We start from the raw sequence: 19229 nt of genomic DNA, 5'->3' as shown, positions 1-19229 counted from the left end.
GGCGGTTCTGGCTGTTTTGGTGGTGCGGTGGTGCGGTTTCGGCGCTGGGCTGCTGCGGTCAGTGGCCGGACTGCTGGGCGAGCAGGCTCTTCGGCCGCAGGTCCTGCCAGTGCTGTTCGACGTAGTCGAGGCAGTCCTGTCGGCCGGCGGCGCCGAAGGCCTGCTGCCAGCCGTCGGGCACCGGGCTGAAGGCCGGCCACAGCGAGTGCTGGCCCTCGTCGTTCACCAGGACGAGGTAGCTGGCGTCGGGGTCCTCGAACGGGTTCGCCATCGTCGGTTTCCTCTTTGTTCGGAGAAATTTCGGGGAGGGGGGAATTACGCCGGAGCGCGGCTCACGGACCCCAGCCGGAGTCGGCGTTGGGCGCCGAGACGAGGGCGGCGGCGGCCAGGGGCGAGTGTGGGTCGGCGCTGCTCTGGACGCCCAGTCCGGCGACCAGCAGAACGGCGAGAATCCCGAGCATATGGTGAATGCGAACGGCAAGATTCTTCATCGTTAATTCCTTTTTCCGAGGGGGCGGTCGGCCCTCTTCGCTCGGAAATTCATCCTGCCGAGGCTCAAACGGGGGTGGAAGCTCTGGCCATGATCGGGAACACGCATTGCGGGAACCGGAAGCCCGAACAGACCATGTCAAAAACAGACAGATCTGATCCAAAGAGCGCCTGGCACTGTCAGATCAGTGGTGGGAACCGGTCACTGGCGAGGGTTTCGGTCAAACCACTCCCCCGGCGCGTCGGCGAGGGAGGCCCCGGCCCCGGCCTCCGGAAGCTGCCGAAGCTGCCGCAGGGGCGGGGGTTACGGAGCGTCAGTGCGGAAGGTGATGGAGCGTCAGCAGTGCGATCCCCGGCGCAGTTCCTCGCGGACGGCGGGCCAGTCGTCGGTCCACGTCCGCCCCGCCGAGGCGGGTGACTCCAGGGCGATCGTCGCCAGGTAGGCGCGCTTGAGCGCGGCCCGTTCGTCCTGCACCCGGCCCGAGGCCTGCTCGATCCGGCGCAGCCGGGCGTGCAGCCGCTCCAGCGCGCCCCCGCCCGCGAGCAGACGCCGCGCCTCGGGGCCGAAGCGGAAGCCGGCGGCGAGCAGCGGCCAGGCCGCCCGCCACACCCGGAACACCTCGCGGTGGCCCGGACCCCACTCCCGCTCGGCCCGGGACAGCCGCGCCATCGCCGCCCGCTCGGTGGGCGCGGCACAGATCTCGCGCAGCGTCCGCGCGAGCGCACCCCAGTCCTCGCCGGGCGCGTGCCGCAGCGCGGCGTGCAACAGGTGGGCCATCGAGCCGTGCACCACGGTGCGCGGCCACCGCGCGGCCACCGCCTCGGCCAGGCCCCCGCCGGTGTCGCCGACCAGCACCCAGACCTCGCGCACCCCGCGCTCGGCGAGCTCGGCCAGCACCTGCGGCCAGTGCTCCCCGTCCGTGGCCGGCCACAGGCCCAGGACCTCGCGCCGGCCGTCGGTGGAGATCCCGAGCGCCAGGTGCACCAGCGGGCCGCCCGAGCGGCCGCTGCGCACCGCGTCGAGGAAGACCACCGGGTAGACGGGGTCGAGCGGGCACCGGCGCCGCTCGTCGAGCTCGTCGAGCACCTGGTCGGTGATGGCGGAGACGGTCTCCCGGCTGAGCTCCACGCCGTACACCTCGGCCAGGTGCGCCACCAGCTCGCCCGAACTGAGGCCGCGCGCGGTGAGCGAGATGACCAGCCGGTCGAGGCCGGGCAGCCGGCGGGCCCGGGGGCGGACGGCCCGGGGGGTGAAGCTGCCCTGGCGGTCCCGGGGCACCCGCACCTCGACCGGGCCGACCTCGGTGAGCAGCCGTCTGGCCCGGGCGCCGTTGCGGACGTTGGCGCCGGGGTCGGTGCCGGGTTCGGCCCCGCGCAGGTGCTCCTGGAGTTCGAGTTCCAGGGCGTGCTCGATCAGCTGCTTGGCGAGCGTCTGGAACAGCCCGCCGTCGCCCAGCAGCCGGATCGCGCCGGAGCCGACCTGCTCGGCGGCGGCCTCCGCCAGCTGCCGCACCAGCCGCTGGTCCACCAGCTCGGCCAGGTCCACGGGTGGGACCGCCGGGCCGGGATCAGCTCGCAACAAGGGGTGCCCTCCGTCTGTCGGCCGTTCCGTCCGCCGACCGTCCGCCCCGGCCGCCCTGACGGGGCGACAGGCGCGACACGGCGGCCATCCGCCTGTCACCGCGGCCGGGTACGGTCGGGTCCGCCACTGCCGCGGTCGGCTCCCCCGCCTCCGGGCGCGCTCGGCTTCGCCGTCGGCCGCTGATTTCCGCGCCACTTGGGCGTACACTCACGGCAGTCAGAGCCCGGGGGGACGGCTTCCGACCGACAGGTGATTTCCATCCTGCCATTTCAGACGCCTGGCGGTGGCCGGTACGGGCATTCGTGAAACCGCAATGCCGAAGCCGGAAGGATGCCCAGATGTGCCTATCCCAGGACAACAGCGCGGGAATGGGGACACCGCAGCTCTGTGACCGGGGGATCGAGTTCTACCGGGTGGCGCTGGCCGAGGGCTGCGCCGCCGGAGACGCCCCCGAGTGCCTTCTCGCGATGGGCCTGCTGCGCTCCGTACCCGGCTCCGGCGAGCGGCTGACCCCTGTCCCGCCCGACATCGCGGCCACCGGCCTGACCCGGCCGCTCGAACTCGCCGTGCTGGGCCACCAGGAGCGGCTCGCCGAGCTGCGCACCGCCTTCACCGCCGCCGACCGCGCCTACCAGGACGTCATGCGCCGGGCCCAGCTGCCGGTCCGCCTCCTGACGGGCGAGGAGATCAACCCCGCGCTGGAGAAGGCCGTCGCCGCCTGCACCGAGGAACTGCGCACCGCCCAGCCCGGCGGCGGCCGCAGCCCCGAGCACCTCGCGGACGCCCTCCCGCGCGACCTCGCCCTCGCCGGGCGCGGCGTCCGCCAGCGCACCCTCTACCAGCACACCGTGCGCGCGCACGGCCCGACGCTGGCCTACATCGAGCAGGTCACCGCCCAGGGCGCCCGGATACGCACCCTGAACGAGGTGTTCGACCGGGTGATCATCTGCGACCGCTCCACCGCCTTCGTCCCGGCCGCGGCCGACCGCGAGGCCGCCGCGATGCTCATCCAGTTCCCACCGCTGGTCGAGTACCTGCTCAAGATCTACGAGTTGATGTGGGAACGCGCCGAACCGGTCACCTACCTGGAGGGTCGCCACCGCCCCCAACTGCTCACCGACCGCACCCGCCAGAACGTCCTGCGCCTGATGGTCAACGGCTACACCGACGAGGCCATCGCCTCCCGCCTCGGCATGAGCACCCGTACGGTCTCCAGCCACATCCAGAAGGCCAGCGAACTCCTCGGCAGCCGCAGCCGCGGCCACCTCGGCTACATCATCGCCCGCGAGGGCGTCCTGGACGAACCCCTCGACGACCTGTGACCGGCACCGGCACCGGGGGCCGTCGCCGTCGCTCGGCGGGACGGCCCCCGGGGGCCGGTGCTACTCGTAGCGCAGTTCGCCGGGCCGCATCAGGCGCAGGAGCTGCGGCAGGCCGAGCGCGGTCGTGAGGAGGACGGCGCCGGCGGCGATCGCGGACATGGCCAGCATGGAGCCCCAGTCGAGGGCGAAGGGCAGGCCCGCCGTGTACTGCAGGACGGCTCCCATCAGCAGGCCGCCGACAGTGGCCAGCGGCATGCCCAGGGCCATCGGGACGAGGGTCTGCCACAGCACCGACAGGCCCAGGATCCGGCGGCGGGTGCCGACGGCGTTCAGCACGCCGAGGATGCGGCGCTGCTCCCGGAACCGCTCCAACTGGCCGACCAGCAGGCTGAGGGCGACCAGCAGCAGGGTGACGGCGGAGCCGGCGGTGAGCAGGCGTTTGACGGCGAGGTAGGTCGGGTCGACGGCGCGGTCGAGGGGGGACCCGGCGAAGCCCTGCGGGTCGATCGCCATGACGGCGGTCGCGAGTTGCTCCTTCGGGTCCGGCAGGCCGGGGGCCATCGCGACCAGGACGGTCGCGGGCTGGCCGCGCAGTGCGGCGGCCGGGGCGGCGGCCGGGGTGAGGAGCAGCAGGCCGGAGCCGAGCCGCCCGTTGGGGTCGGCGCCTTCGACGGGCTCGACGGTGGCCGTCACCGCGGGCAGCGGCCAGGACGGCGGCTCGCCGTCACCGCGGAAGTAGGCGGCGTGGACGGTCGTGCCGGGCCTGGTCTCGGCGGCGGCGTCCGTGCCGCGGTTCGTTCCGGTGTTCGTTCCGTCGTTCGTTCCGGTGCTCGTTCCGGTGTTCGCTCCGGTGCTCGTGCCGCCGCCCGGTCGGATGGTCCGGCCCTGGACGGCGAAGGCGTCACCGTCCTTGCAGTCGGGCAGGGTGGCGAAACCGCGCAGCACGGCGCAGCCGGCGATCCGGACGCCGGGCAGCTCCCAGGACTTGGCGGTGGGAGTCTCCAGGGCGAACTCGGTGTAGGCGGCGGTGGCCTGCACCCCGGGGGAGCGCGCCAGCGAGTCGGCGAGCAGGTCGGCCTGCGGTCCGCCGCCGGGGAAGGACACCGACTGCTGGTACGGCCCGACCGCGGCGCGGGGGCCGGGGCGGCCCTCGTAGCTCGCGCTGACGCCGAGGAAGAGCGTCTGCAGGGCGATCGCCCCGGCGACGGCGACGACCACGCCGCTGACCGCGGCCGAGGCGGGTCCCGAGCTCAACTGGAGCCTTCGGATGGCGAGTTGCCAGGACACGCCGCCGCCGGAGCGCCGGGTGGCGGCCTCCACCAGCCAGGGCAGCAGGGTGCAGACGCCCACCAGCATCAGCAGCACGCCGACCGCGACCAGCAGTGAACCGCGAGTGTCCTGAACGGAGTTGAAGACGGCGGTGCGCCCCATCCCGGACGGGTTGTACTGCGTGGGCAGCGCCAGCGCGAGCGCCGTCAGGGCGAGACCGGCCAGCGGCAGCGCCAGCCGCCACCCGATCCGGCGCCGGCCGGGACCGGACCGGCGGACCACGCCGAGCGGGTCGACGGTGACCCGGCGCATCGCCAGCAGGGTCACGCCGACGCCGAGGAGCGGCACGACCACGGCGATCGCGGCGGCGATGGCGGGGTGCGGCGCGATGTCCTCGGGGTAGAAGCTGAAGCCCGCGAGCCGCAGGTGGCCGGTCAGCTGCCGGCCGAGCAGGAACAGCGCCGCGCCCGCGACCAGGCCCAGCACCGCGCCGACCAGGGACTCCCCGGCGGCGAGCCGGGCGGTCATCCGGCGGTCCGCGCCGACCAGGCGCAGCGCGGCGAGCCTGCGGTCGCGCCGTTCGCCGCCGAAGCGGGCGGCGGCGGCGAGGAAGACGCCGACCGGGGCGAGCATCACGGTCAGGCCGACGGCGTTGAGCAGGATCAGCCGGGGGTCCATCGGCTTGGGCGGCGAGAAGTGGCCGTACGAGGTGATGCGGTCGGCTCCGGCGTCCAGCGAGAGCCGGTCGCTGCCGAGCAGGTAGCCGGCCTGGCCGGGGCCGAGCAGACCGGCCGGGCCGATGCCGCCGACCACCGGGTAGGGGAGGCGGTCGCGCAGCAGCTGGTTGGCCGGGTCCTTCAGGAGCTCGGCCAGGGCGGGCGAGACGACCATCCGCCCCGGCGGCGGGTACGCGGCCACTCCGGGCGGGAGCGCCGCGTCCGGGCCCTCGGGCTGGACGACCCGTCCACGGATCGGGGTGCCCCGGAAGGTGGTGTCGGCGGTGGCGATGAGGACCGTCCGGTCGCCGGGCGTGGGCAGGTCCTCGTCGCGGAAGGTGTCGTTCTGCACGTACAGGCGCTCGTTGCGGTGCTGGACGATGCCGGGGAAGGAGGCGGTGAACAGCAGCAGGGCCACCCCCAGGCCGACGCCGCAGGCGGTGAGCAGCAGCCGCCCCCAGCCGTCCCGCCCGTTGGTGAGGGCCAGGCGTACGCCGAGGCCGAGCTGGTCCAGGAACGGCGAGCGGACCCGGTCGGCGGCGGGGGTGTTCGCGGCGGGGCTGCTCACGCCGGGGCCGCTCGTGGTGGAACTGCTCATATCGCGCCCGCCAGGTCGCGGGTGCGGCCGTCGCGGACGACGATCTCGCGGTCGGCGTAGGCGGCGACCCTGACCTCGTGGGTGACCAGGACGACGGCGGCGCCGGTCTCCCGGGCGGCCAGGGTGAGCAGCTTCATCACCCGCTCGCCGTTGAGGGAGTCGAGCGCGCCGGTCGGCTCGTCGGCGAAGACCGCCCTGGGTCCGGTGATCAGGGCCCGCGCGGCGCCGACCCGTTGGCCCTGGCCGCCGGAGACCTCGCCGGGGCGCTTGGCGGCCACGTCGTCCACCTCCAGGCGCTCCAGCCATTCGCGGGCCCGGGCCTCGGCGGCCCGGCGGCGCAGTCCGTTGAGGCGCAGCGGGAGCGCGACGTTCTCCAGGCAGGAGAGTTCCGGGACGAGCTGGCCGAACTGGAACAGGAAGCCGAACTCGGTGCGCCGCAGGGCGCTCAGCTCGGCGTCGGAGCAGGCGGTGAGGTCGCGTTCCCGGTAGCGGAGGCGGCCGCTGTCGGGCCGGGTGATCCCGGCGAGGCAGTGCAGCAGGGTGGACTTGCCGGAGCCCGACGGGCCCATCACGGCGACGAGTTCGCCGGCCGCGACGGTGAGCGAGGCTCCGCCGAGCGCCGGGGTGAGCCCGAAGTTCTTGTGCAGGTCGTGGGCGGCGAGCAGGGGTTCGGGCATGGTCAACGCTGGGACTCCGTGATGCGGGCGGCGAGTTCGTCCAGGCGGGCGGCGGTGAGCTCCAGCCAGCGCAGGTCGGCTTCCAGGTGGAACAGGGCGTGGTCGCAGATCAGCTGGTCGGTGAGGTCCCCGGTGAGCTTGCGGCGGGTCAGCTCCCGCATCTCCTTGAGGTGTTCGGCCCGCTGCGCGTCCAGGACGTCGGCCCCCGAGCGGCCGGTCAGGAGGGCGAGCACGACCTTCTGGTAGAGCGTGCTCTGCAGGTACGGCTGCGGGCTCTCCGGGTGCGCGAGCCAGTTGGCGAGGTCGGTGACCCCGGCGTCGGTGATCGCGTACCGCTTGCGCTCCGGGCCGTCGCCGGCCTCGACACCGTCGACCACCACCAGCCCGTTCTTCAGCAGCCGGGAGAGCGTCGCGTACACCTGCCCGTAGTGCAGACCGCGGTCGCGCCCGAAGTGCTCGTCGTGGAGGCGTTTGATGTCGTATCCGTGGCGGGGCTGGGTCTCCAGCAAGCCGAGGAACAGCTGTCCGAGTGACATGCTCCGGGACTATACAGGCCATGTATACACACAGGTGTATAGCGGGCCCCCTGGGGGCCCGGCCGGCGCCGCCGCTACGGCCGCGGCCTCCCCGAGCAGGACTCGGGGAGGCCGGAGCGGTTCGGTGCCCTGGTCATTTCAGACTTCCGTGGGCACCGGTGGTCAGCCCGCCTGGGCGCGCACCAGCCAACGCTGGTTTGCACTGGCAGTGCAGGACCAGACCCCGAGTGTGGTGCCGTTCGCGTCCGCCCAGCCGGGCAGTTCGAGGCACTTGTCGGAGATCGGGTTGTAGAGCGTGCCGTCGTAGCGGCGGACCCAGGTCTGGGCGTCGTCGGCGGTGCAGGTCTGGAAGGACACCTTGGTGCCGTTGCCGGCCGGCTTGTCGTTGGTGGCGACGCACCGGTCGGTGCCGGAGACCTTGACCTTGTTGTCGATGGTCAGATTGAAGTGCTGGGCGTTGCCGTTGTAGCAGTTGTAGAAGGCGACCGCCGTGCCGATGGAACCGCCCCAACTGTCGATGCACCTGCCGGGGTTGTAGGCGCTCCGGATCTGGACGCTGGAGCCGGCCGTGGCGAGCGTGTTGGCCTGCTGGTCGGTGAACGCGTACGGGTAGATCCGGACGTCGCTGACCGCGCCGTTCACGCGGCTGTCAGGCCCGGGGTACCGGGTGGTGGTCTCCCCGCCGATGTTCAGACTGCCGTTGGCCTTCCAGCCCGCAGGGACCTTCGCGCTTCCGGCCGCTCGGCCGTTGACGTACAGCGTCGCGGTCTGGGTGTCCGCGTTGAACGTGCCGGCCAGGTGGGTCCAGGCGCCGATCTGGGGCTGCTCGGAGTCGACGGCCGCGTAGTACGTGCTGGGGCGGAGCTGGTCCGACGAGGGCAGGTTGAAGGCCCACTTGCCGTACGTCGCGGAGTACTGCAGGTAGAACGGGCTGCGCTCGTTGCCGGTCAGGGAGACGGCGGTCTGGTAGCCGTTGGCGTTGTTGATCTTGACCCAGGCGGCGACTGTGTAGCTCTGGCCGGTGTCGATGTCGGCCTGGTTGGTGCTGCGGTAGAGGGTGTTGCCGTCGAGGACGGTCGCCTTGCCCGCGGCGCCGTTGTGGTCGGTGGTGCGGGTGAACGTGCTCGGGTAGAGCGCGTTGGCGGCGTTGCTGTCGACGGCGGTGGTGCCGTCGAGTGCCCACCAGAGCGGGTTCACGGAGGTGTCCGCGGCCCGGGTCGGTCCGGCCTGCCAGGTGAAGGCGGCGTTGGGGCTGCCGGGGTTGGTGGGCGCGCCCCACCAGATGTCGATCTGACCGTTGCCGCGCTTGCCCCAGAGACCGGCCGCGCCGTTGCCGGTGAGGTCCCCGTCCGAGCCGAGCGTCGGCCAGGTGTCCGGGGAGACGGAGCCGATCGTGACCGGGTTGGAGATCTGGGCCAGCGTCGGGACGGTGGCGGTGTTCCCACTGGTGTCCAGTACGGGCCTGCCGTTGCGGTCGGTGGACACCACTGTCCCGGTGGTGAAGGTGTAGGCGAGCAGAGTGCCCTTGCCGCCGTCCGCGGCTGCCTCCAGGTTCCGGGCCCACAGGCCGGGGTGGCCCTGCTTGGCCCAGTCGCCGGGGGCGATGAGCTCCTTGTCCTTCCACCCGGAGGCGGCGAGCCGGACGGGCTTGCCGAGGGTCTGGAGCTTGGTCGTGGGGTAGTACCAGAGGGCGGCGTCGGTGCCGTTCTCGGTGCTCTCGACGGTGAGCAGGCCGCTCTTGTTCTTGAACTGCAGCTTGTAGTCGAGGTCCGTGTTCGCCGGGTCGCCGAGTGCGGCCACGCGGAGGGTGTTGGACCAGTCGGTGGCGTTGTATCCGGTGGCGGTGAGCCAGGAGCAGTCCTCGCTGGCCGTCGTGACGCACTTCGGCTTCGGGAGGACCGACCTCGTGTCGACCCGGCCGTAGTAGCCGGTGTTGCCCGGATTCCCGTAGAGGTAGAGGTCCTTGTCGCCGGGGGCGTGGGCGACGATGTCGTCGATGTTGTTGCCGCCGGTCAGTGTGCCGCGGTGGGCGAACTGGATGTTGGCCCAGCCCTGTCCGGTGGGTGAGTCGTCGCGCTTGGCGACGAGGGAGACGGCAGGGCTCTTGGCGAGCGGGTTGCCGGCCACGGCGTAGGCGCGCAGGTCGCCCGACTGGTCGGGGGTGACGATGTCGGGCGCGCCGTCACCGGTGACGTCGCCGAAGACCGGCGGCGGGCCGTCCGGGTTCCACGGGACGTAGAAGGCGTACTGGGCCACCGGCGAGACGTTGCGGGCGTTGTCCATCACCTGGAGGTACACGATGTTGGTGCCCCAACGGCCCGGCAGGACGCTGACGCCGCCCTGCGGGAGGGAGGATCCGCATTGCCACTGGGCGCCGGAGAGCTGCGGGTCCCAGGACCACCGGGCGCACGTGACACCCGACGGCGTGCCGCCGTTGGGGGCGGTGTCGGCGGCGGTGAAGGGGACGATGCCCCACTCCCAGGCCTTCTTCCTGGTCACCTGTCCGTTGCCGGACGGCGGGAAGTGGTCGGCGAGCGAGCTCTCGGGAAGAGCGGTGTAGACATCGGGGACGGACAGGCTCGGGGGAGTCAGGTCGACCCCGAAGCGGCACGCGGGGGCGTATCCCGACGAGGTCAAGTCGTCGGTGGCGAAGGAGCCCCAGCCGTAGACGTGCCCGTCCTTGATCACGTCGGAGCGCACCTGGAAGGCGGCGTTGCCTCCGTTGCCCACCAGACCGGACTTCCCGGAGTCGACCTCGGGCACGCCCGGGAGGTTGTAGTCCCAGATCTTCGACCACGAGTAGAGCGAGTTCTGTACCGGGCTGTGCACGGTGGCGTTCAGTGACACCGCGCCGTTGAAGTTGCTGCCCGCGCCGAGCCAGCCGACCGAGGAACCGTCGCAGCCCTGGTTCTCGGCCCACGGCGACGCCGTGCCCGGCGGTGGCCAGACGTAGGTGTTGGTCGGGGTGTCCGGTGCGCGGTCGTACTCGACGACCACCACCGGGTTGTAGGTCAGGCGCTTGAAGGCCATCTTGTTGGACTCGTCGCCGGCGAACACGCCGAAGGTCAGGTTGTCGTGGGTGGCGGCGCGGTCCCGGTAGACGGAGGTGACGTCGTACTGGAACTCGCGATTGTCGTAGCAGCCGCTGCCGCCGGAGCCGGCGACGTCGGCGCGGCCGAGTCGGCCGCCCACCACGGTGGGCGGGTTGTTCCAGGTGGTCTGGTTGTTGATCGGCCCGGTGAAGTAGAGGTCCACCGGGTAGGTGGTGGTGCAGGAGAAGTCCGAGGACTCGTACTCCCAGACCGACATGGTGGCCTTGTTGATGACCGTGCCGCCGAATCCGCGGGTGTCGATCTGGAAGTAGGACCGCTCGATCCCCTTGTCGACCTGGTACCCCTGGTACCCGACGCCGGGGCGGGCGTACTGGCCGTCGGAGGCGGTGGTCTGCCCGTAGCGGGGCGTCTTCGGGTACGCCTGCTGGGTCCAGGTCCAGGCGTTGCCGCTGCGGGAGTCGTAGATCCACCCGGGATCGATGAACCAGGGGCCCTGGCCCTTGCCGAGCACCGAGGCGTCGGTGGTCAGCTCGACGGCATCGCCGGAGGCCGTGGTCGGCATGGTCGCGACCCTGGCGCCCGTGCCGGGCCCGTCCGCGCTGCTGGGCTTGTCCGACTTGGCGGGAACACCGGCCTGGGTCGCGCCGTCGCCGTCGGCCGGGGCGGCCTGCGCTGCCGCGGCGGACTTGCCGGCAGGGGCTGCGGGGACGGTACCGGCCGTGCTGCCCGAGCTGTCCCACATCCGAGGGGCCGGGGCGTGCCAGCGGACCTTGCCGTCCTTGCCGGTGGCGGTGAGGTTGTTGGACCCGTCGTCCATGACGGTGACGCCCTGACCGGTGGTACCGAAGCGGATCTTCTTCAGCAGCGGGCTGTTGGCGGCTTCGGCGGTCTTGACGATCAGGACGGTGCTGAGGCCGCCGAACTTGTCGGCGGTGGCCTTCAGGTCGATGCCCGGGGCGACATCGGGGTAGATCAGGCCGTCGCCGTCGTCGTCGAGGGACGGTTTGGTCAGCGGGAACGGCGAGTCGATGACGAGCTTCTCGCCGTCCGGGCTGGTCAGCGTGCCGAGGGGGCCGCTTCCGCCGCCGGACAGGTGGACTCCGGAGGAGGCGGCCCGGGGGCGGTAGCCGCCCGTCGGGTCGGCGACGAGCTTGGGGTCCAGAGCGGCCCAGATGCCGTCCTGCTGCCTGACGCGTTGCTGGTCGGCGTGCTGGGAACGGGAGAGGTGGCCCTCGGGAGTGGCGACCGTTTCGCTGTACTCGTCCGTCAGTTCTGGTACGGGGACGGGCTTGCCGGTGGCCTTGGCCTGGGCGATCGCCCGGTCGGCGGCCGCAGCCGCAGGCTTCTCCTTGGTCTGCCTGGCGTCTGCGGCGGCCATGGCCGCCAGCAGGTCCGGGGAAAGCGTTCCGGGTGTGGTGGTGGGCGTGGTGGGCGCCGGGGCGGCGAACGCGACGGGTGCCACCGAGGTCAGGGCCAGGACGAGGCCAACGGCCGCGACGGATGCGCGCGTGGACGGGGTCCGTGGACGAAGACGCGTGCCGGAGCGGGCGCCGGGCGGAGCGGCAGGCATGTGGTGAGGTTCCCCCCTCGCTATGACAATCGGATCTGCCCCTCTGGCCGATCGGTAAAGGACAGGCACAGGGGGCGCCAGCAAGCTCCCGCAATGGCAAACTGATGGTCAAATCATTTAGGTGGTCAACTGTCTGGTTTGGGGGTGGGCGAACCACTTTGACTCCCTGTGACATGAATCACTCCACGTCGTGATCGGTCAACTCCTCGACCCGGGGCCGCATTACCCCCTACTGTCCGCCACAGTCGTCTGTCCACGCCCTAGCTGAGGACGTGGCTACCTATGGGGGGGTAACGGTGCCTGTTCGTCGTGTCCGTTTGCCGTGGTCGGCAGGGAGGGGAGCGCCGCCACCAGGGCGGCGTCGAAGCTCTCGTGTCGCTTTTGTGAGCGCTTTGACCGTGCTGAGTGCTCTTGTGTCACCTGTCGTCCCGGCGCTGGCTGCGCCGGTGGCGGACAAGGACAAGATCTGGTCGCCGCCGGGTACTCCGCTGCCGAAGACGGCTTCCGTGCCGGGCTCGCCGGAGGAGCCGAAGTCGGTACCGGCGAAGAAGGGTTCACCGGACTGGGTGCCGCCGAAGGGCACTCCGAAGAGTGCCTCGGGCTCGGCTGTCGCCCTGCTGGATCCCGCGCCGGCGCCCGGTGCGAAGGCCGTGCGCAAGGGTCCGGACGGTGCCGAGGTGCGGGAGTCGGCGGCCGGGGCCTCGAAACGGGCCGGTGACCTGCCGGTGTGGCTGGCGCCTGTCGCGCCGGATACCGCGCCGGAGGCCTCGGGTGCTGCCCCGGGCACGGGCGCCGGTCCGGCCAATCCGCCGGTCAAGGTGAGTGTCGCCGACGCGAAGGCCGCCGGCGCCGCCGGTGTGCAGGGAGCCCTGGTCACGCTGGAGCGCGCCGAGCAGACGGACGCGACGAAGGTGCGGCTGGGCCTGGATCTGTCCGGTGCCGGGTTCGGCGGTGGCTTCGCCGAGCGGGCACAGCTGGTGTCGCTGCCCGCGTGTTCACTGACCACGCCCGAGGTGGCCGGCTGCCTGGCCCGCACGCCGGTGCCCTCGCACTACGACGCGGAGGCGAAGAAGCTCGTCGCCGACATCGATCTGCCCGCCGTCGACGCCGCTCCGGCGAAGGGGTCGCGAGCCGAGTCGAAGTCCGGGGACCAGGCGCCGTCCGGCGGCCCAGCGCTCGCAGCCCCGGCGACGATGGTGCTGGCGGCCGAGGGCACCCCGTCCAGCGGCCTCGGCACCTACAGCGCGACCTCGCTCTCCGCGAGCCAGGCGTGGACGGCCGGCAGTTCGTCGGGCTCGTTCACGTACAGCTACCCGGTCCAGTCCCCGCCGTCGCTCGGCGGCGCGGCGCCCCAGGTGGCACTGGGATACGACTCGGCGGCGGTCGACGGGAGGACCTCGTCGACCAACTCCCAGGCGTCCTGGATCGGTGACGGCTGGGACTTCAGCTCGGGCTTCGTCGAGCGCTCCTACAAGGCGTGCGACAAGGCCGGGATCGCCGGATCCGGCGACCAGTGCTGGGGCGGGGCGAACCTGACCCTGTCGTTGGGCGGCCACTCGGGCGAGCTCGTGCCCAACGACCCCTGCGTGTCCGGTGACGCCAAGTCCGAGCAGTCCACGTGCACCTGGCGGTTGAGGAACGACGACGGGACCAAGGTCGAGTTCCTCACCGGCGCAGACAACGGCACCTGGAACGGGTCGTACCTCAAGATCACCGACAGCTCCGGCACGGTCTACTACTTCGGCCTCAACCACCTGCCCTCCGCGTCCGGTACGCCGACCAGCACCGGCCCGGAGAGCAAGTCGGCCTGGACGGTTCCGGTCTACTCGCCGAACGCGGGTGACCCGTGCTACGACGCGGCCAAGGCCAAGGGCTCCTGGTGCCAGACGGCATGGCGCTGGAACCTCGACTACGTCGTCGACGTCCACAACAACCTGACCACCTACACCTACGCGCCGGAGGCCAACTGGTACGCCCGCGGTGGCGGCCAGAACCGCGGCAGTGGTGTGAACTCCTCGTACACCCGCGGCGGCACGCTCGCCTCGATCGGCTACGGGCAGCTGCTCTCCGATCAGCTCGGTGCGAACGGTGCCCATCAGCCCGCCGCGAAGATCGACTTCGAGACGGGCGAGCGCTGCGTCTCGGGCGCGGCGGCCTGCGACCCCGCGCAGCGGACCTCGGCCAACGCGGCCAACTGGCCGGACGTGCCGCTCGACAAGCAGTGCGCCGAGCAGGGCACCTGCTCCAGCTACGGACCGACCTACTGGTCGACCAGGTGGCTGAACGCCGTCACCACCTCGATCCGCTCCGGCGGCTCGTACCGCCCGGTGGACCGCTACGAGCTCACGCACACGTTCAAGAAGCCGGCCAATTCCGATGAGAACACGCAGATCCCGTGGCTCCAGGCGGTCAAGCGCATCGGCAAGGACACCTTCAACGGGCAGACCGACCAGGCCTTGCCGGAGGTCACCTTCGCGGACCTGATGCTGCCCAACCGGGTGGACGGCCTCGTTCCGGCCCGCCCGCGCTACTACCGGCCGCGGATCGAGGTGATCACCGTCGAGACCGGTGGCACGATCGCGGTGGACTACAACCGCGAATCGTGCATGCGCACCACGGGCAAGATGCCGTCCTCGGCGGACGGCAACACCATGAGCTGCTACAACGTGAAGTGGTACGACACGGGTGTGGCTGCGATGGTGGACGACTGGTTCCTGCGCTACCCGGTCGCCTCGGTGACCGTCGACCCGAACTCCAATCTCATCGCCGGCTCGGCCACCAAGGTCACCGCCTACGAGTACGGACCGGCCGCCTGGCACCGCAACGACGGCGCCCTGGTGGACGACAAGTCCCGCACCTGGGACCAGTTCCGCGGCTACGCCAAGGTGACCGCCGTGACCGGCTCGGGCAAGGACGGCGCGAAGTCCAAGACGTCGACCAGCTACCACCAGGGAATGGACGGCGATCTGAAGGCGGACGGATCGGCCCGCTCGGTGACGGTATCCGGGCCGACGAGCGGCGGCCGCCGCGACGACGACTGGCTGTCCGGCCGGGTGCTGGAGAGCGACGTCTACGTCGACGCCGACGCGGCCGCACCCGAGGCGTCCACCGTGAACACCAGCAGTGGCCCGGTGACCACCGCGACCCACAAGCGGCCCGGTCTGCCGGACCTCGTCGCCCGGTACGCGGCCACTACCTCGACCAGCACCTCGACCAGCCGGACCACCACCGGAACCCGGGCCACCTCGACGGTGACCACCAGTGACCCGGCGAACGGCAACCGGATCAAGACCAGCCTCAGCACCGCGGACGGCACGCCCGACGTCTGTGTCCGCAACTCCTACGCCACCGGCGCGAACCCGCACATGACCGGCCTGGTGTCCGAGGCGCTGACCGTCTCCGGCGCGAACGCCTGTACGGCGACGCCGACCGCGGCGAACACCGTCTCCAGCGCCCGTACGCTGTACGACGGTGCGGCGTTCGGCTCTGCGGGCGCCAAGGCGGAACCGACCGGTGCGCAGGTGCTGGACCGCTACGACGGCTCCGGCGCGGCTCAGTTCGTGACCACCGGCACCTCGGCCTACGACGTCTACGGCCGCGCCACCAGCGCCACCGACGTGACGGCCACCGACAGCGCCAATCCGAACGGCGCCACCGTGACCACGACCTACGGCTCGGCGAACCCGGGCGAGCTGCCCAACCGGACCGTGACCGGCACCCCGGCCCCGGCGGGAGCGCCCGACGCCGGAGCCAAGCGCAACACCACCACCACGCTGAACCCGGCCCGTGCGCTGCCGATCGCCACCACCGACCCCAACGCCCGTACCGTCACCCAGTCGTACGACTCCCTCGGTCGACTCAAGGCGGTCTGGACCCCGGGCCGTGCGACCAGTGCGAGCGCCAACTACACCTTCGACTACACCGTGGACGGCACAGCCCGGCCGTCCACCGTCACCAGCCGGACGCTGCGCTCCAACGCGAGCTACGCGGTCTCCACCCAGATCATGGACGGCCTGGCCCGGACCATCCAGACCCAGGCCAGCCCGGCCATCTCCGCGTACCACGGCCGACTGCTGACAGACACCTTCTACGACTCGCAGGGCCGCACCAGCCGGACCTTCAACACCCACTACGACGACACCGCCGGTCCGAACACGGTCCGATTCAACGCGATCCCCGCCGACGTCCCCGGCCAGACCTCCACCGCCTTCGACGGCATGGGCCGACCGGTGAGCACGCAGTTCATCGCCCTCGGCGTGCTGCAGAACACCACGACCACCGCCTACCCGGGCGCCGACCGGGTCGACGTGTCGCCGCCGGCCGGCGCCACCGCGACCAGCACCCTCTCGGACGCCCGCGGCCGCACCAGCCAGCTGTGGCAGTACAAGACGCCGTCCGCTACCGGCAAGCAGACCGACGCCGACGTCACCACGTACACCTACACCCCGAGCGGCCTGGCCGCGACGCGAGTCGACGCCGCCGGGAACAGCTGGAGCTACGGCTACGACCAGCGCGGCCGTCAGGTGAAGGCCGACGACCCGGACACCGGCGTCTCGACCCGCACCTACGACAGTGCGGGCCGCCTGGCCACCACCACGGACGCGCGCGGTCAGTCGATGGCGCTCACCTACGACCTGCTCGGCCGCAAGACCGGCACCTACAACAGCACGGTCAACCCGGCCAACCAGCTCACCGGCTACACCTACGACACCGTCGCCAAGGGCCAGGCCGCCAGCTCCACCCGGTACGTCGGGGGCGCCGGCGGAGCGGCCTACACCAAGGCCGTCACGGAGCTGGACCCGGCATACCGGCCGACCAAGTCCACCGTGTCGATCCCCGGCAGCGAGATCGGCAAGACCGGGCAGGCGACCTACGAGTACGAGACCGTCTACGACCCGATCACCGGCGCCGTGACCACCGAGTACCGGGCCGCCGTCGGCAACCTCGCCTACGAGTCGATCGGCTACAACTACGAGATCTACGGCCTGCTGCACGACATGGGCGGGGCCGACGACACCTATCTCCGTCAGTCCGACTGGGACGCCTACGGACGCAACATCCGTTCCACCGTCAACCCGTTCGGCTGGCAGATCGTCACCACCAACACCTACGACGTGTCCACCGGACGTCCGCTGACGCAGTACGTCGACAAGCAGACCTCCACCGACGGCACGGTCCAGAACACGACCTACGCCTACAACCAGGCCGGCCGGATCACGGCGATCCGGAGCATCCCGAACAACACCCCGGCCGCCACCGACCTGCAGTGCTTCTCCTACGACCACCTGGGCCGCCTCACCACCGCGTGGAGCGACACCGGGCGGCTCGACCAGCCCACCCCGTCCCTGGCAGGCCAGGGGGCCTGCGCCAACTCCACTCCCACCAGCGGGGCTTCGGCACCTTCGAAGACGACGGTGGGTGGCAACGCCGCCTACTGGCAGGACTACACCTACGACCTGACCGGCAACCGCACCAAGCTCGTCGACCACAACCCGGCCGGGGACCAGTCCAAGGACGTGAAGGTCGACCAGACCTTCCCGACCCCCGGCACCCGCAACACGCCGACCACCGCGGCCGGCACGGGCGGCGGCACCGGCGGCCCGCACGCACTCGCCGGCGGCACGTACACCTACGGCTCGGCCACCGCCCCCCAGGGCACCGACGAGTACGACGCGGCCGGCAACACCACGAAGATCAACAACCCCAACGGCATCAAGATCCTCAACGCCGGGTCCGTCCTCAAGTCCGGTGAGAGCGTGCGCTCCAACAGCGTCCGACTCGCCATGCAGGACGACGGCAACCTGGTGCTCAGCTCGCTGCGCACCGGCCAGGTCCTCTGGTCCACCAACACCCAGAACCACCCGGGAGCCTGGGCCACCATGCAGGACGACGGCAACTTCGTCGTCTACGACCCGCAGCGCGTCCCGCTCTGGTCCTCGCAGACCTGGGCGGGTAACGCCAGCGGCTACTTCGCGACCGTCCAGGACGACGGCAAGTTCATCGTCTACGCGCCCGGTTGGAATTCCAAGTGGGGCACCTCCACCTGGAACGCCGCCGACTCGGCCAACGCCTCCACGCTGACCTGGGACGTCGAGGGCAAGCTCGCCTCACTCGCTCAGGGTTCGGCCGTCACGACGTACGTCTACGACGCCGACGGCAACCAGCTGATCCGCCGCAACCCCGGCAAGGTCACCGTCAACCTCGGCGGCGGCGACGAACTCACCTACGACACCGGTACCAAGACCAGCACCGGTACCCGCTACTACAGCATCCCCGGCGGCATCACCCTGGTCCGCGAGAGCCCGACCAAGCTCACGTACCAGTTCGCCGACCACCACGGCACCAACACCCTGTCCATCGGCCGCGACAGCCTCGTCGAGACCCGCCGCCCCACCGACCCCTTCGGCGCCCCCCGCGGCACCACCTCCAGCACCACCGCCTGGGCCGGCGACAAGGGCTACGTGGGAGGCCTCAAGGACGACGCCACCGGCTTCACCAACCTCGGCGCGCGCCAATACCAGCCCAGCACCGGCCGCTTCCTCAGCCCGGACCCGCTACTCCTGCCTGCGGACCCGCAGCAGTGGAACGCCTACGTGTACAGCAACAACGACCCGGTCAACAAGACCGACCCCACCGGCATGGCCCTGGAGGAGTGCGCCAGCGGGATGGCCAAGTGCTCCAACATGGGCACCAAGATTGAGGGCGAGGGCGAGAACTACCAGAAGATCGTCGCGCAGATCCAGAAGGAACAGCCTGCCCGACACGCTGGGTACGTGCGGTTCAGGATTGCCAAGGGGCTTCCACTGGGGCAGGGTTGGGTCGGCAGCATGCCGTCCAATGTTGAGGCGGAGAAGGCGGCTGCACGCCGAGCTTATGGCTTTGAACTAGAGAACGAGTACAAGAAGAACACCCAGTTCAAGTACGAAACGCAGCCCGGGCAGACCCAGATCCCGGGAGCGCAGCCGTACGACTCGTTCGCGACGGGCCAGGCCAAGAAGTCCGAGTTGATGGTCTGTGCCTACATCGGGGCGCTCGACTGCCTTGATGTGAAGGCGATCACGGGTTGGGCCGGGGCGGCTCCGAAGAAGGAGTACCCCGAAGACGATGGCGACGAGTCTCCCAAGGGGAACGCGCTCCGGCACTTCGTCTGGCAAGCCATGATCACGGCCAAATACGGGCGTCAGGACGCCGAGATGGTGGCTGATGCCCACGAGGCGTTCGGCGTGAGGGAAGGCCATGACTACGCCGACCACATTTCCGACCTGGTGAACAACGAGTACGGTCGGAAGATGGGCGAGAGGATCGGTGCGGCGAACGCCGGGGTCTCTGACTCGAAACTCAAGACGGCGATCCTCGATGAGGCGAGGAGGTATATTGCCTCGAATGACTTTGCCCGCCCGAGCGATTTCGAGTAGAA

9 protein-coding genes are annotated in these 19229 nt (G+C 71.1%); 2 read left to right on the top strand and 7 right to left on the bottom strand.

Going from position 1 to position 19229, the window contains the following annotated elements:
- Positions 1-58: 58 nt before the first annotated feature.
- From ACFV61_RS12265 to ACFV61_RS12255, 3 genes are all read right to left on the bottom strand, one after another.
- Positions 59-271, bottom strand: a complete 213-nt coding sequence (locus ACFV61_RS12265) for an MbtH family protein (protein WP_063349684.1) — start codon at positions 269-271, stop codon at positions 59-61.
- 61 nt (positions 272-332) lie between these two features.
- On the bottom strand, positions 333-461 hold the full coding sequence (locus ACFV61_RS12260; protein WP_380374146.1) for a hypothetical protein: 129 nt from the start codon (positions 459-461) through the stop codon (positions 333-335).
- A 365-nt stretch (positions 462-826) separates the two neighbouring features.
- The gene (locus ACFV61_RS12255) at positions 827-2035 is read right to left on the bottom strand and encodes an IS256 family transposase (protein WP_380491458.1); all 1209 of its coding nucleotides are present in this window, start codon (positions 2033-2035) and stop codon (positions 827-829) included.
- A 374-nt stretch (positions 2036-2409) separates the two neighbouring features.
- Between ACFV61_RS12255 and ACFV61_RS12250 the strand changes: the two genes are divergently transcribed.
- Positions 2410-3393: a LuxR C-terminal-related transcriptional regulator gene (locus ACFV61_RS12250; protein ID WP_380374142.1), complete on the top strand. Its 984-nt coding sequence runs from the start codon at positions 2410-2412 to the stop codon at positions 3391-3393.
- A gap of 60 nt (positions 3394-3453) precedes the next feature.
- Here the strand turns inward: ACFV61_RS12250 and ACFV61_RS12245 are convergent, their stop codons facing one another.
- The 4 genes from ACFV61_RS12245 to ACFV61_RS12230 form a co-directional block, all read right to left on the bottom strand.
- Entirely contained in the window at positions 3454-5976 is a 2523-nt protein-coding gene (locus ACFV61_RS12245; RefSeq protein WP_380491457.1) for an ABC transporter permease, read from the bottom strand.
- Positions 5973-6653, bottom strand: a complete 681-nt coding sequence (locus tag ACFV61_RS12240) for an ABC transporter ATP-binding protein (protein WP_063349686.1) — start codon at positions 6651-6653, stop codon at positions 5973-5975. The genes ACFV61_RS12245 and ACFV61_RS12240 overlap by 4 nt, the downstream gene beginning before the upstream one ends.
- 2 nt (positions 6654-6655) lie before the next feature.
- The gene (locus ACFV61_RS12235; RefSeq protein ID WP_363374032.1) at positions 6656-7189 is read right to left on the bottom strand and encodes a PadR family transcriptional regulator; all 534 of its coding nucleotides are present in this window, start codon (positions 7187-7189) and stop codon (positions 6656-6658) included.
- 162 nt (positions 7190-7351) lie between these two features.
- Positions 7352-11704 carry a LamG-like jellyroll fold domain-containing protein gene (locus tag ACFV61_RS12230; RefSeq protein ID WP_380491455.1) on the bottom strand — a complete coding sequence of 1451 codons (4353 nt, stop codon included), beginning with the start codon at positions 11702-11704 and terminating at the stop codon, positions 7352-7354.
- Between the two features lie 491 nt (positions 11705-12195).
- On the opposite strand from ACFV61_RS12230, the gene ACFV61_RS12225 reads away from it, so the two are divergent.
- Complete coding sequence (locus ACFV61_RS12225) at positions 12196-19227, top strand: RHS repeat-associated core domain-containing protein (RefSeq protein WP_380491454.1); 7032 nt, start codon at positions 12196-12198, stop codon at positions 19225-19227.
- The last annotated feature ends 2 nt before the right edge of the window (positions 19228-19229 follow it).

The sequence above is a fragment of the Kitasatospora sp. NPDC059817 genome (assembly GCF_042731835.1).
Taxonomy (GTDB): Bacteria; Actinomycetota; Actinomycetes; order Streptomycetales; family Streptomycetaceae; genus Kitasatospora.
The sequence above is the reverse complement of the archived record's forward strand: the minus strand, read 5'-3'. Positions and strand labels throughout refer to the sequence as shown.

Excerpts from the sequence above, each read along its gene's own strand:
- ACFV61_RS12260 (WP_380374146.1), bottom strand. The coding sequence starts at position 461 with ATGCTCGGGATTCTCGCCGTTCTGCTGGTCGCCGGACTGGGCGTCCAG.
- ACFV61_RS12265 (WP_063349684.1), bottom strand. The coding sequence starts at position 271 with ATGGCGAACCCGTTCGAGGACCCCGACGCCAGCTACCTCGTCCTGGTG.
- ACFV61_RS12245 (WP_380491457.1), bottom strand. The coding sequence starts at position 5,976 with ATGAGCAGTTCCACCACGAGCGGCCCCGGCGTGAGCAGCCCCGCCGCG.
- ACFV61_RS12235 (WP_363374032.1), bottom strand. The coding sequence starts at position 7,189 with ATGTCACTCGGACAGCTGTTCCTCGGCTTGCTGGAGACCCAGCCCCGC.
- ACFV61_RS12250 (WP_380374142.1), top strand. The coding sequence starts at position 2,410 with ATGTGCCTATCCCAGGACAACAGCGCGGGAATGGGGACACCGCAGCTC.
- ACFV61_RS12240 (WP_063349686.1), bottom strand. The coding sequence starts at position 6,653 with ATGCCCGAACCCCTGCTCGCCGCCCACGACCTGCACAAGAACTTCGGG.